Origin of the sequence: Lysinibacillus sp. FSL K6-4013 (genome assembly GCF_038630435.1) — a bacterium.
GTDB classification, from domain to species: domain Bacteria; phylum Bacillota; class Bacilli; order Bacillales_A; family Planococcaceae; genus Lysinibacillus; species Lysinibacillus boronitolerans.
In genome coordinates, this window is record NZ_CP152031.1 from 1,467,825 (window position 1) to 1,481,927 (window position 14,103).

Below are 14,103 nucleotides of genomic sequence, written 5' to 3' on the forward strand. Positions count from 1 at the left end.
TATCCAATTTTTTTATGCTTAAAGCAATGGTTCAAGCTTTTCTTTTATTTCTGCAATACTCATCATATTAACGATGCTCACAATGATTCCTTTGTCTTTCGCTAATTCATTCACGATATCAGCGGCCCCTAAATAAATATCTGCTTTCTCCGCCTTGGCAGACGCTAAATCTGTATGCGTTACCTCTGCATCTTTCCCCAATACTTCTAATGCTTTTTTAACATTCAATTCTAAAATAAAGCTACTTCCTAAACCGCTTCCACACACGACTAAAATTTTCATTCTGTTGACTCCTTTGTCGTATATTGTTTGATTTTCTCCCATATCGTGTCCGCATGTTGACAGGCGATTAGGTCATCAATCTGATCGGGTTCTTGTAATACTGATGTCAAATCAGCCAACACCTGTAGATGTGAAGCATTGTCAATGGCAGCTAGCACAATCAGTAGGTAGACAGGGTGATTAGGGCTAAAAAAAACAGGCTTTTGTAACCGTAGCAAGCTTATGGCTAGTTCATGAACCCCATCAGATGGCCGTGCATGAGGAATGGCTACTTTGGGTGTGATGACAACGTAAGGACCATAGTGTTCAATAGATCGAATCATGGCTTCGACATAGCGCTGTTCAATTTTGTGTTGTTGTACTAATGGGCTAGCCGCTAAATGAATTGCTTCTTGCCATGATTGGACAAAGTTTGCAAGCTGTATACAATCTTTTGTCAACAGCTTGGTTAGCAAGGACAACCCTCCTTTCATAAAAATATCTTCCCATTCCATGTTATTACGACTGTATGTGGAATTATGTCATCGTAGAAGACATTTTTAATTGCTTTGCTATTTCATAAACCGACATTTTTACAAATTCATCCATTTTATGATCTAAGCGCGTTTTCGGATAAATCAATTGAATTTTTCTATTTAGTGTTACATCATGTAGATCTTTCTTCAGCAGTACACCTGATTTTAATTCTTCTTCTATTAAGGAAACAGATAGAAACGCCAAGTTTTTGCCAAAGGTCAGCATCTTTTTAATCGTGCTCACAGAATCCAGCTCAATTGTGTAAATAGAAGGCTGAAAAGGGTCCATCCACTTTTCAATGAAGTGATTCGTGGAGCTAGAGGATGTATGCAACAATAGCTTGTACTTAAGAATATCTTCTTTAGTGATGTCTTTTTGTGCTGCTAGCTCGTGTGATGGGCTGAATGCCAATACAAGTGCATCTTCACCGATCGTTTCGTATTGAAGTAAAGGATTTTCCTGCTTAGTCTCCATGATGAGCCCGAAATCTAATTCTTGTAGTGCTACCTTTTTTTCAATTTCGGGTGCTGTTTTTACTTCTAATGAAATGCGAATCTCAGGATAGGTCGTTGAAACTTGATGAATTAAATCTGGCATAAAAATATGGGCAGGTAAGCCACTCGCCCCAAATCGTAATGAACCGATATGGCCAGCTAAAAGATTTTCAATAAAACGATCCATATCCTTTTGAAGTTGAACCATTTGACGAGCGTAATGATACACACCTTCGCCCGCTTCTGTTAAACGGTATCCTCCAGCATTTGTTCGAAATAAACGAATACCGTATTCCTCCTCTATAGAGCGAATATGAAAGGATACGGTGGGGGCTGTAATGCCAAGTGCTTTGGCGACAGGGGCTAATTTTTTTAATTCTACAAGTAAGCAAAATGCCTGTAATTTACTATTGTTCATTTTATCCTCCTAAAGGAAATTAGAAAAAATCTTGTATTTGCTTTAGTTTATTAGATTTTTTTTAACGTGTTATTAATAATAGATTAATATTTTCTAAATATCTGGAATTTATAGTTGTAAGTAACGAGGAGGACACTTATGAAAATCTCATTAAAAAATATCGAGAAAAAATATGGGCAGTCTCAAGCATTATGGCCGATCGATGTGGAGTTAGATCAGCAATTTATTACGATTCTCGGACAATCAGGCTGTGGCAAAACAACCTTATTAAAGTTGATAGCTGGTCTTGAACAGCCATCAAAAGGAGAAATACGATTTGATGACACCGTCATTTATTCTTCGGTGTCTCGTAAAAATGTCAAACCAAATAAGCGTAATATTGCTATGGTTTTTCAAGATTTTGCTCTATGGCCACATATGACCATCTTCCAAAATATTGCCTTTGGTTTAAAGGGCATTATTCCGAAATCAGCTATTCCTGAACGAGTCGAGCATGTGATGCGATTGGTAAAAATGCAAGGCTATGAGAAACGAAAGCCAGGTGAATTATCGGGTGGACAGCAGCAGCGAGTGGCATTAGCTAGAGCTTTAGCGACCAAACCGCAATTAATTTTATTTGATGAGCCTTTATCCGCTCTCGATGCTGTTTTAAGAGAGCAAATGCAAGATGAAATTATGCACCTCATTCATGAGCTTAATTGCCAAGCCATTTTCGTAACACATGATCAAACAGAGGCCATGACAATGTCTGATCAAATTATTGTTATGGAGGCAGGGAGGATTGCTCAAATTGGCTCGCCTGAGGAAATTTATCGTGCACCAGCAACGCCCTATGTGGCAGATTTTATTGGCAAAGTGAATTGGCTTCACAATCGACAATCAATTGTGCGACCTGAAGGGGTTTCGAGAGTCTCGCGTCCTGGTACGATTGCCAAACAAGCGCAGATTGTGAAAAGTACATTTATTGGCGATCGTTATTTAGTACAAGCACAGGTAGATGGACAGTCTTGGAGCTTTTATGAGAAGCAGCCATTAGAGCATGGAAAAAGATTGCAAGTTTTTATTGATGAAAAACAAATCTATCAATTGGAGGGTTTACATTGAAGAAACGACATTTTAAATTATGGGCAACTGCTGGCATTTTATTGACCTTAGCATTAGCTGGCTGTGGTAATAAAGAGGCAAAAGAGACGAATGAAGCAAGTGCAAAGACACAGGAGGAGAAAGTACTGACAGTGTATTCTGCTGGGCCAGATGATTTAGCTGCAAATATTCAGCAAGCATTTGAAGAAAAAACAGGGATTAAAGTGGAAATGTTTCAAGGAACTACGGGTAAAATTCTCTCTCGTTTAGAAGCGGAAAAAAATAATCCTGTAGCTGATATTGTTGTACTTGCCTCTGTCGCCTCAATGGATGGATTAAAAGCAACAGATCAATTGCAAAGCTACGAAGCGGCTAAAAACAAGGACAAAATCAACAGTGATTGGTCGGATCAAGATGGATATTTTTATGGCTACAGTGCCTCTGCTTTAGGTATTGCCTATAATACGAAAAATACGACACAGGCGCCTACGGATTGGTCTGATTTAGCAAAAGCTGATTGGCAAAATAAAATAAATATTCCCGATCCAAGTCTGTCAGGATCTGCTGTTGATTTCTTATTTGGCTACACAGCAGCAGAAAAAACAGCTTGGAGCACAATTGAAAGTTGGAAGAAAAATGGCTTACAAGTCAATGGTGCGAATAAAGAAGCCTTAGATGCGGTTATTACAGGCGAGAAAAATGCCACGATTGCAGGTGTAGACTATATGGCTTATAAAGCAAAAGCAGACGGTGAGCCAGTGGAAATCATTTATCCGAAGAGTGGGACAGTTGTTAGTCCAAGAGCAGTAGGTATTTTAAAGGATGCGCAACATGTAGAATCTGCACAAGCCTATGTTGATTTTTTATTGTCAGATGAAGGGCAAAAGCTAGTAGCAGATGCTTACTTATTACCAGGGAATAAAGATATTGCTGTGAAAAATCGTGCAGCATTAGATGAAATTCCACAGTTAACAGTTGATTGGATGGGTGCGGAAGCGAAACAGCTGGAAGTACTAACAAAGTTTACGGATTTATTTCGTTAAATAAAGGGAGGTTAATATACCTCCTTCTAGTTTTCATAGAGAAGGGTTGAAATCGTCATGATAATGGAAGGAAGACGAGCTTTTGGATTTTTACTAACAATTGTCATCATATTTGCTATCGCACCGTTGATGGCCATTTTATTTTATACCTTTATAAAAGAGGGACATGTTGATATTTCACAGTTTAGTCGAATGTTTGCACACGATAGAATATGGAAAACACTTGGGAATTCGATGGTTTTAGGGGTTTTCGTGATTATTGGGACAACAATTATCGCATTACCTATGGCTTTCATTCGCACGAAAACAAGTTTATATCAATATGAATGGCTCGATATAGTGTTAACAATTCCATTTATGACACCTCCCTATATTGGTTCAATGGGCTGGATTTTGTTTATGCAGCACAATGGTTTTTTACAGCAGCTTATTCCAAGTGCTGCTTGGATGACAGATTCCTTCTTTTCCTTATTTGGCATGGTAGTGATCATGTGCTTACACCTGTTTCCGTTTTTGTATTTAATGCTGAAAAATACATTGCTTCGCATAAATGGCTCATTTTTAGATGCAGCGCTGATTTTTGGGCGAAGCTCTTCGCAAAATTGGCTAAAGGTTGTGTTACCCCTTTTATTTTCAAGCTATGTTTTGGGAAGTCTGCTTATTTTTATTAAGACGCTTGCTGAATTTGGAACGCCAGCTACATTCGGCAGTCGAATTGGGTTTCAAGTGTTTACAACCGAAATTCATTCCTATTTATCAAGATGGCCAGTCGATATTCGCATGGCAACCTCGCTATCCTTATTCTTATTGTCTGTTTGCTTAGTCATTTGGTATTTCCAAAATCTCATTGGACGCAAATATACATATGGTGTGCTATCAGGAAAAACACCTGCTAGACGTGAGATCAAAGACAAATGGTATATAAAAACAGCTTCGTGGACTTTTGTAGGGCTTGTCGTATTGCTATCTATCGGCATTCCTTATTTCTCTATTATTGTGACCTCTTTGCAAAAGGTACGGGGAGATGGTTTACAGGCAGGAAATTTCAGTTTGGCTTCTTATCAAGAGGTCTTCACTAGTGGAAGCGCAGGATTGACAGCATTTTTAAATAGCATCGTTTTCTCTATCATGACGGCCTTGATAACCGCCATAATAGGTTTATTCATCGCTCTTTATATTAAAAAAGGTGAAACCAGAAAGCAGCAAATATTAGACTTCTTTAGTTTAATGCCTAATATTATTCCGGGGATTGTCTTTGTTGTAGGTTTAATTATGTTTTGGAATGCTCCTTGGCTTCCCGCAACGATTTATAACACAAAGGCAATGGTAGTAGTCACATACTGTGTACTGTTTTTGCCTTATTCGGTGCAGTATATAAAGTCTTCTTTTTCACAATTAGATGCCTCTATCTTTCAATCAGCCGCTATTTTTGGACGTAGTAACATGGCCGTTTATCGTCGTATCATCCTACCACTTTTGATGCAGGGTATTTTAACGGGAATGATGATGACCTTTATTATTTCAATGCGGGAGCTTGTAGCTGGCCTTTTAATTTTGCCACCATCAGTAGAGACAGGGGCAACCTTTATTTATAGCCAATTTGAGCAAGGTAATGTAGGGGTTGGGATGGCAGTAGCTGTTATAACCGTCCTTATGACAGTTATTTTTATGTTCCTATTAGGTTGGCTGCAAAAACGAGGAGGGCAGGCCAATGCTTAGTGTTGAAATTTTAGGTGGTGTAGGCGAATATGGGCGCAATTGTTTTTATATTGAAAATCAGAGGCAGGCTATTTTATTGGATTGTGGCATTATGAAAGATACACAAAAAACGCCACCAAATATTACATCTAATCATATTGAAAAGCTAGCTGCTGTCTTTATTTCTCATTCGCATATTGATCATGTAGGGGCATTGCCATTACTACAGAACATGGGCTATACGGGACCGATACTAATGAGTCATACAACTGCTCAGCAGCTTCCACTGCCTCTTCCACAAGTCCGAACTTTCTATCCAGATACGGTTGGAAAATGGATAGAGGTCAATGAATATCTTGCCTTTCAATGGGGATATAGTGGGCATTTAATTGGAAGCGTGTGGTACAAAATTCGTTTCTTTGATGAAATGATTTTTTTCTCTGGTGATTATGTAGTCGATTCGTATTTATTAAAGGCGACCTTGCCAGCGGAGGATGGAACGGTTTATGATGTAGCGTTTATTGATAGTGGACATGCGGAAAAATGCATTCGAAATCTTGAGGTGTTACAGCAAATGGCTATGTATGTAAAGGCTCATCCCAATCATTCATTTATATTCCCCTCCTCTTTTTCGGGCAAAACAGTTGATATTATGACGTATCTTTCCGAACATACAACTCGAGCCATTCGTGTAGATGTAAAGCTACAATCTTTATTGGCGCATTATGAGGAAGAGCATGAAAATATTTGGCCGAATAAAGTGATGCTTTTAGAACGACTCAAGCAAAAACAGGACAGTGACCATGTATTGTATTTTGTCTCAGAGCAGGATGCGGCTCAAGTGGAGGAGCTTGCAAAGGATTACCCGACGGCAATTTTTGTTCATACAGGCTATTCTCGTCATGCTTACAATCCAGCTAGCTTAAAGCATATCTCTGAGGAATTCTTCTATAAAACACATCCAGACTATTGGGATGTAGTGACACTGTCGCAGAGACTTCGTGCACGACAAACAATCTATTTTCACAGTACACATACAAATTTAACAACAACATTTCCGAAGGAGGAATTAAAGCATGACTAAACTAAAAAATTGGGCATTATATATATGTGTCTTGGGCTTGATAGTGATGAGTATGATGAGTGTGAATACAACACAAGCGAAAGCAGCCATTGAGCCGGGCCATGAAATTAAATTCAATATTAAACCTGAGATTTTTAAGGAATCAACTATTGTCCAGGTTTTTCAAGCAACTAAAAAGGATGACGTAAAAGTTTATTTTTATGATACGCTTGACCAATCGTTTCTCCATAATGATTATATACATCGCTTACGTGTATATAAGGGTAGTAATAAAATGGATGTAACCTACAAAAAGCGTTTTTTAAACACACCTTTAAGTGAAGCAATGGCAGAAACAATGAATCATGGTTTTACTGGTTCTGAGTCAAATTATAAGTTTGAGCTAGATATTAAGGGAGATCATCGTACATTTACGATTAGCCGGAAGGAATCCTTGAAGACTTCTGCTGAGGTCTCTTATGATTCAGTTGATACAAATGTTGCTAAAAAACTCATTCTTGAAAATGCGCCAAAGAAAATTGTAAATTGGAACTCCGAAGCATGGTATAAAAATACGTTGTCTCAAGTTGTCGTATATGGGCCTGCTAGTGCTATGACCTATAAAGGAAGCTTTTTAGGACATGAAGCGGATATAGAGGTATGGCAGTACAAAGGAGACATTATGGTTGAACTTTCTACGAAGGTAGATGATGCGGCTCAAGCAGCTACTATAGAAAAGCAATGGTATGAGCAGCTATTATCCACTGGCTATCTAAGTGGGGATCAACGTGGTAAAACGGCATTTGTTATGGATAAATGAATAGGACGGTAATGATTTCGCCTCATATAGAAATGAGGCGAAATTTTTCTTTGGCCACAGAGAGATTAAAAAAGTAGGTCAATGTTTGTTCTAACTTTGATAATTTCGCTTACACTTACTATAGGACAAACTTTGGGTGATATGAGGGGGAAATAACATAGCGAAAAAAATGGGCATTGTTACACTACTACTTTTCGGTGTTTACGTGCTTTGTATGTACTGGTATATATTCCACAGCGGCGGTGGTAAAATACCGAGTGCCTTACAAGGAACGGCTGCAGATCCAGTGATGTTTATGTCTGGCAAGGAGCTTTTTTTAAGTGGTGAATATTCAAAAATACGGAACTTTTTATTCTTTGTAGCCACCCCTTTAGAATGGCTTATTTACTTCTTTATTTTACTAATGGGTGTTTCCCGGTATTTCGAAAAAGTGACGACCTCCCAAACGAAGTGGAAGCTATTGCAAAATGCAGGCTACTTATTCCTATTATCTTTATTACTCTATATCGTGCTATTCCCGCTTGACTATTATCGCTATCATCTTAGCAAAAGCTATGGTATCAGTACACAAGCATTTGCATCTTGGATGAAGGATGGTGTCATTGATTTTTGGGTGAACTTTGGCGCTAGCTTGATTATTGTTACGGTGATTTATTGGCTCATTAAAAAGAGTGAAAAAAGGTGGTGGCTCTATGCTTGGCTTTTAACCATCCCTTTTACAATCTTTGTGATGTTCATTCAGCCAGTTGTCATTGATCCTTTGTACAATGATTTTTATCCATTAAAAAATAAAGAGCTGGAAACAAAGATACTTTCACTTGCTACACAGGCCAATATTCCGGCAGAGCATGTTTATGAGGTTAATATGGCAGAAAAGACAAATGCCTTAAATGCTTATGTGACAGGAATTGGGAGCAATTCGAGAATTGTGCTATGGGATACTACATTAAATAGGCTAACGGACAATGAAATTTTATTTATCATGGCACATGAAATGGGACATTATGTAGAAAAGCATATTTATTTTGGCATTGCAGGCTATTTATTGTTAATACTGATAGGGCTATGGCTAACGGCGAAAATTATGCGTCGCTTGATTTCACGGTATGGTCAGGTTTTAAAAATTAATAAAATCAGTAGCATTCGTTCCTATCCATTATTTTTACTCATTACTTCTATTTTACTATTTGCTTCCAATCCAGTATCCAATTTTATATCGAGATATCAGGAAACGAGAGCCGATCAATATGCGATTAACCTTATGAATGATCGAGAAGCGGCTGTAACAGCATTTCAAAAGCTAACGATTTCAGGCTTAAGTGAAGTGAACCCGCCACTCTTAGTGAAGTGGTTCCGTTATACACATCCACCGATGCTTGAGCGAATCTATAAAGTTGCGGATACCGGGGAACATAAACAAAATATGCCTTTAAAGGAAGAACAGAAGAAAAAGTAAGAGGATAGGTTTTTCATGAGGAGAAATTGGGTAGTCTATGACAAAGATGTATCAAAATTTGGTCGTTGATTGATAGGGGATAGCATTATGCGAAATGTGATTATAATTACACTTTCTTCCATTTTAGTGGCCTTTGCCTATAATTATTTATTGATTCCCCATGAAATCTTGAGTGGTGGTTTGAGTGGTATTGCCATCATGCTTGGGATTATTACCCCTTTGAATACAGGCGTGTTAAATTTACTGCTTAACCTGCCTTTACTGATTTTAGGTGTGATGAAGCTCGGCAAGCGATTTATTAGCTATACCATTCTTTCGGTCGCTGTGTTGTCAGTGAGTTTATATATTATTCCAATACACAAAGCGACACAAGAGCCGATCCTCGCGTCCTTATTTGGTGGTGTGATTGTAGGTTTTGCAATGGGCATGATTTTCCGAGCAGCTGGCTCTTCAGGGGGCTTTGATATTATTGCTATGCTACTTAGTCGCAAACGCGATTTTCCACTCGGTACGTTAATTGCCGCTATGAATGGAATTGTAGTGGCTGCTTCTGGCTTTGTCTTTAGCTGGGATGCAGCATTGTTAACCCTTGTTTCCATTTATGCAACTGGAAAAGTAGTGGATACAATTCATACAAGCCATATTAAATTAACGCTAATGATTATTACGAGTAAAGGGGAAGAGGTCAAACAGCAGCTATTAGAAAAGCTACATCGTGGGGTAACAATTATCGATGCAAAGGGAGCGTATTCAGGCGAGGGTCGGAAAGTATTAATTACAGTGATTACGCGTTACCAGCTAGCTGATGTGAAAAGCACGATTAAGGAGACTGATCCAAAGTCGTTTGTGAATATTTTACAGACGACGGAAGTAATCGGGATGTTTGATCGTGGTACAACTAAATAATGCTATTCTCTACACACGTTTTAGATTATACTTACCATAATCGAACGTGTGTTTTTATTTTGGGGAGGGGATCGTAAAGATGGAAAAAGAAATAATTCATGCTTACTGTATACAGCTTCATGGAACAACGTATGACTATCAAGAGGAGTGGCAAGCAGATCGCTATCATATCGGTGGAAAAATGTTTGCCATGCTTGGAGGAAACAGAACGGGTAAGCCTGTGCTTACATTGAAATGTGAGCCTTCTCGAGCGGAGGAATTACGAGAAGCCTATGCAAGCATTATACCTGGTTACTATATGAATAAAACCCATTGGAATTCCATTTATATGGATGCTGAGGATGTCCCGATGGAGTTGGTAGAGCATCTTATCCAACATTCCTATGAGCTTGTTTTCAATAAATTAACGAAGAAAGCACAGCAGGAAATTTGTTGCTAAACGATCGGTTGGTTTATATAACTTCCGTTTTTTGGTTGTTTATAATATTCATAAACCTGTTAAACATGAGAGCACATTGGCTTTTGGTTCAAAAAAGGAGATTTCTGGGATTTTAGTTTGGTATGCTACTGGACGTAGATCTTTAATTTTGAATGCAAACACTTATTTTTTATTAATTGGATTAAAAACAGTTATTTAGCTTGTTATAGGGTGGGTGAAAATATGAAAAAAGCCTTGTTACTAATTATAGTTATTGTAAGTGTTTTATTATTTCTATCAGGTTATCGACCTACGGCATTAAGCGCAGCAAAAGCAAATTTTTTTATGACACCTGAGTATAAGAATGTAGAAAAGATTCAAGAAGGACACGATATTTTTTATTTGTTTAAGAGTGATAAAAAAGAAATCTATCAAACTGTTTTGGTACAAAAAAAAGTATTTCTATATAAAAGGGTTTATGCTACAGGTATCTCCTCCACGAATGATTCTTTAGAGACAATAGGAGGCATGAGCTATCGTTTGAATCATGAAGGAACTTTATTTGTTGTATTATCTCATGATGAAAATGTTTCATATATAACAATTAACTCAAAGCAAGGAATTATCAAAAAATCCATTGAACATAGTAAACTAGTTTCGTTTTATATACCTTATGCGCAGCAAATTGATTTATTAGAAGCTGTTGCTTATGATAAGAACGATCGCCCCATCTATTATTATGGCTATGATGATGATGATAATTTAAGATGGAATCGTGTGGATGAATAAAAAATAGCTGAGGAGACAGTTAAATTTTCATTTGCTTGTTTACTCAGCTATCTATTGGATAAATACTAAGAATTATAACCGCGCTCACCATAAGGATTTAGCGTGTCGAGCCATTTTTGCTCCAGCTTTTCGAGCTCTTTTTTTTTCATCGAAATAGCCTTCTTCTTTTTTCTTTAAATACTCAACGATTTCCACCTCAAAGGCTTCTTGACCATATAAATTGTAATCTGCCTGAAGCTCCTTGTTCGTATGTGTATTGGTTTTTAGCATAAATTGAAAGCCATTTAAACGCTTTAAATTATTAAAGCTCCCCACAAATACTTTGCCTGTTTGTGTATTGGTCATTGTAAAAACGCCAGCTTCAATTTTCATCTCTTTATACATTTCTTTTAACTCTTTTTTATGATCCATTTTAATTACCTGCTTTCTTAATTTTTTACCCAATAGGCACTACCATCTGCTTTGCGATCCAGAAAACCGTATTCAATTAAGTAACGACGTATATGAACATAGTCTTCATACATCGGCTTGATCACTTCATTTAATTCTTTTTCAGTATAATGCTTTTCCTTGTCAAAAAGATTTGCGATAGCACGCAGCACTACAATTTTCTGTTTTTCGCGCTTTGGAAAGCGAACCAGTTCCTTGCCAACACCGTTTGGAAATAGCTTCTCTAATAATTGCTGTTCTTCCGTGAGGGTTACGTTATAGCGATCGTCGACCATAGTAGCTGTTTTATGAATAGGCACAAATGGTTCCTCCTTCTGATCTTGTTCTTTTAGTAACTCCATCATCACCATCAATGTTTTGGCTTGGCGTTCCTTTTCTTTTAAAGCAAAACGGTGATGGCGAATCGTTGTGGCACTGCCAATCTCTAATTCTTCTTTTATCTCCTGATCTGATTTTCCCTCATAAAATAAGCGTAAAATATGGCTTTGATGTTCTGTTAAGCCTGTCATTTTTTTATTGAGACCGTTTAAATAATGAAAAACAGATTGGTGAGACAATATGATATGGTGCTGCATCATTTTTTCTGCTTCATATAATAAGCCCTCTTGAGGATAAATAATGCCTTTTTCTACTTTTTCTCCGCATAGTAGACAGGTGAAGTGTGTCGATTGATCAATATATCCCTTTTTAAGATCATCGATAGGAGCTTGCCAAAATAATTCATTTACATCCATTGCAACCTCTCCTTATTAAAACAAACGAATTTTATTTTTGTTTGCTATTTTATATTTAAAATAACAAAATGTTTGTTTAAATGCAATAAAAAACACATCGTCTTCTAAACGATGTGTATAATTGTTAACTAATATTTAATTATATTTTCTTTTAAATAGAGTCATAGATGCTAGAGAAAGAACTACGATTGTACAGGCAATCACAATTAGACTTGTTGTGGAGCTAAGTATATGTCCATTAAGTTCATAAACAATGCCATAATTGATTTTATAATCTGCAACATAGGAATCGGGCACACCGTCAAAAACATTTGCGATAGAGTTCTCCATAAAAGCATTGCGTAATAATAGTGTTGTATGGCTAATTGGAAAGTACATGATTACATGTTGAGCAAAGCTTGGCAGAGCCCCAAGAGGTACATAAACACCACATAAAAATCCAAGTAATGTACCAACAATTGTGCCGAGTGTTGAGAAAGCATTTTGGGTCGACACAAATAACGAAAGAAATAAATTAAAAACACTTGCAAGCAAGACAGATAAAAACAGTATGCTCATTACCTGAACAAAATCCCCGAAACTTAGAAGCTTACCTCCTGTTGTGACAATAAAGATTTCACAGCCAATGAGCGCGATAAAGGAAAAAATACAGCCGATAATAAATGCATTGAGTACATAGCTCAACTGAATGGTTGCACGAGAAAGAGGAGCTGTTAAAAAGTCGGCTTGTACCTTGGATTCTTGGTCTTTAACAGCGATACCATAGGCACCAAGTGTAGTCGAAACAGCAATCATGGATAGTAAGCCTGCTACAAGCCACTCATTGACCATGGTGATCAATTCAGGTGTAGCTTCTGTTAGTTGTTCAATGGCATCTACCTGCATTTTTTGGAGAAAGACAGCGTACAGCACAATGACAATAATGACGGACAGTAGGGAGAAGAACACCTGTGTTTTATCCCGTCTAAATATTTTGTTATTACGTAGAACTAAACTAATTAATGCCTCCACTACGCAACCTCCTCCTCTGCCATAATATGAAGAAAGACATCATCCATTGATCCTTTAATGACTTCGAAGGAGGCGATAAGTGGTTCAGCCTCTTTTAAAAGGGGAAGCGCTTGTAAGGTAGAAGTTAAACGGATGGTGTATATCCCTTGGTTCTCGGTAAAGGAAATCGCATTTTCCTCAAGAAATTTTGCTCCCTCCTGAGTATTATGAAAAACAAGAGCCATTGAATCATAGGCATATTTTGTTTTAAGTGCATCGGGCGTTCCCTGTGCAACAATTTTTCCCTGCTTTAAGACCGTGACTTGGTGAGCGACTGCCGCTTCCTCCATATAATGGGTCGTTAAAAAAACAGTCATATTGGTTTCCAGTTGAAGCTGCTTGATTGCCTGCCAAACAAATTGACGTGTTTGTGGATCTAACCCCGTTGTAGGTTCATCCAGAAATAAAATACTTGGACGATGAATCAGTGCACGAGCAATATCTGCTCGCCTTTTTTGTCCCCCAGATAATGCTCCATATTTTTTCTTTTCAATATCCTCTAAATGCAAATAGGTGGAAACAAATTGATAGTTATCGGTAAGCTGTGCTTTCGATAAACCATATGTTTTCCCTCGATGGAGGATATTTTCACGTACAGTTAATCGCTCATCTAATAGACTTTGCTGGAACACGACACCAATAGATTTACGGATATCCGCGTTATCATTGCTTGCGTCGAGTGTGAAACCATTAATAGTTACTTGACCACTCGATTTTTTTAGTAAAGTACATAGTATTTCAATCGTTGTAGATTTACCTGCACCGTTTTCACCTAAAAAAGCGAAGAGGGTGCCTTGTTCGACTGTAAAAGAAATGCCTTTGACAGCTTGCTGTTCACCATACTGTTTACATAAATTTTCAACTTTTATCGCAAACGTCATGA

15 protein-coding genes and 1 pseudogene are annotated in these 14,103 nt (G+C 37.7%); 9 read left to right on the forward strand and 7 right to left on the reverse strand.

Features of this window, described 5'->3' with window-relative positions; translation table 11 throughout:
- Positions 1-18 precede the first annotated feature (18 nt).
- The 3 genes from MHB39_RS07000 to MHB39_RS07010 all read right to left on the reverse strand — a co-directional run bounded on the left by MHB39_RS07000 (position 19) and on the right by MHB39_RS07010 (position 1,710).
- On the reverse strand, positions 19-282 hold the full coding sequence (locus MHB39_RS07000; protein WP_312127122.1) for a PTS sugar transporter subunit IIB: 264 nt from the start codon (positions 280-282) through the stop codon (positions 19-21).
- Positions 279-737 (reverse strand): PTS sugar transporter subunit IIA, encoded by a 459-nt coding sequence (locus MHB39_RS07005; RefSeq protein ID WP_258860428.1) that lies wholly within the window; start codon positions 735-737, stop codon positions 279-281. The genes MHB39_RS07000 and MHB39_RS07005 overlap by 4 nt, the downstream gene beginning before the upstream one ends.
- 61 nt (positions 738-798) lie before the next feature.
- A complete protein-coding gene (locus MHB39_RS07010; protein WP_036079945.1) occupies positions 799-1,710 on the reverse strand; it encodes a LysR family transcriptional regulator in 912 nt (303 codons plus the stop codon).
- A gap of 138 nt (positions 1,711-1,848) precedes the next feature.
- Between MHB39_RS07010 and MHB39_RS07015 the strand changes: the two genes are divergently transcribed.
- The 9 genes from MHB39_RS07015 to MHB39_RS07055 all read left to right on the forward strand — a co-directional run bounded on the left by MHB39_RS07015 (position 1,849) and on the right by MHB39_RS07055 (position 10,986).
- Entirely contained in the window at positions 1,849-2,814 is a 966-nt protein-coding gene (locus MHB39_RS07015) for an ABC transporter ATP-binding protein (RefSeq protein WP_342546075.1), read from the forward strand.
- Complete coding sequence (locus MHB39_RS07020) at positions 2,811-3,836, forward strand: ABC transporter substrate-binding protein (protein ID WP_342546076.1); 1,026 nt, start codon at positions 2,811-2,813, stop codon at positions 3,834-3,836. Before MHB39_RS07015 ends, MHB39_RS07020 begins: the two co-directional genes overlap by 4 nt.
- A gap of 57 nt (positions 3,837-3,893) precedes the next feature.
- On the forward strand, positions 3,894-5,555 hold the full coding sequence (locus tag MHB39_RS07025) for an iron ABC transporter permease (protein ID WP_342546077.1): 1,662 nt from the start codon (positions 3,894-3,896) through the stop codon (positions 5,553-5,555).
- Positions 5,548-6,618 (forward strand): MBL fold metallo-hydrolase, encoded by a 1,071-nt coding sequence (locus tag MHB39_RS07030; RefSeq protein ID WP_339280712.1) that lies wholly within the window; start codon positions 5,548-5,550, stop codon positions 6,616-6,618. The genes MHB39_RS07025 and MHB39_RS07030 overlap by 8 nt, the downstream gene beginning before the upstream one ends.
- Positions 6,611-7,417 carry a hypothetical protein gene (locus MHB39_RS07035; RefSeq protein ID WP_036079933.1) on the forward strand — a complete coding sequence of 269 codons (807 nt, stop codon included), beginning with the start codon at positions 6,611-6,613 and terminating at the stop codon, positions 7,415-7,417. The genes MHB39_RS07030 and MHB39_RS07035 overlap by 8 nt, the downstream gene beginning before the upstream one ends.
- A 157-nt stretch (positions 7,418-7,574) precedes the next feature.
- Positions 7,575-8,873, forward strand: a complete 1,299-nt coding sequence (locus tag MHB39_RS07040) for a M48 family metallopeptidase (RefSeq protein ID WP_342546894.1) — start codon at positions 7,575-7,577, stop codon at positions 8,871-8,873.
- A gap of 87 nt (positions 8,874-8,960) precedes the next feature.
- Positions 8,961-9,779: a YitT family protein gene (locus MHB39_RS07045; RefSeq protein ID WP_016995490.1), complete on the forward strand. Its 819-nt coding sequence runs from the start codon at positions 8,961-8,963 to the stop codon at positions 9,777-9,779.
- Between the two features lie 79 nt (positions 9,780-9,858).
- Entirely contained in the window at positions 9,859-10,218 is a 360-nt protein-coding gene (locus MHB39_RS07050) for an MmcQ/YjbR family DNA-binding protein (protein ID WP_342546078.1), read from the forward strand.
- A 222-nt stretch (positions 10,219-10,440) separates the two neighbouring features.
- Entirely contained in the window at positions 10,441-10,986 is a 546-nt protein-coding gene (locus MHB39_RS07055) for a hypothetical protein (RefSeq protein WP_258860437.1), read from the forward strand.
- A gap of 65 nt (positions 10,987-11,051) precedes the next feature.
- On the opposite strand, the pseudogene MHB39_RS07060 reads toward MHB39_RS07055, so the two are convergent.
- From MHB39_RS07060 to MHB39_RS07075, 4 genes and pseudogenes are all read right to left on the reverse strand, one after another.
- Positions 11,052-11,397: pseudogene (locus MHB39_RS07060) on the reverse strand (GIY-YIG nuclease family protein).
- Positions 11,398-11,414: 17 nt separating this feature from the next.
- Entirely contained in the window at positions 11,415-12,170 is a 756-nt protein-coding gene (locus tag MHB39_RS07065; protein WP_342546081.1) for a DUF2087 domain-containing protein, read from the reverse strand.
- A 135-nt stretch (positions 12,171-12,305) separates the two neighbouring features.
- Positions 12,306-13,181 carry an ABC transporter permease gene (locus MHB39_RS07070; RefSeq protein WP_342546082.1) on the reverse strand — a complete coding sequence of 292 codons (876 nt, stop codon included), beginning with the start codon at positions 13,179-13,181 and terminating at the stop codon, positions 12,306-12,308.
- The gene (locus tag MHB39_RS07075) at positions 13,181-14,101 is read right to left on the reverse strand and encodes an ABC transporter ATP-binding protein (protein WP_339280718.1); all 921 of its coding nucleotides are present in this window, start codon (positions 14,099-14,101) and stop codon (positions 13,181-13,183) included. The genes MHB39_RS07070 and MHB39_RS07075 overlap by 1 nt, the downstream gene beginning before the upstream one ends.
- Positions 14,102-14,103 lie beyond the last annotated feature (2 nt).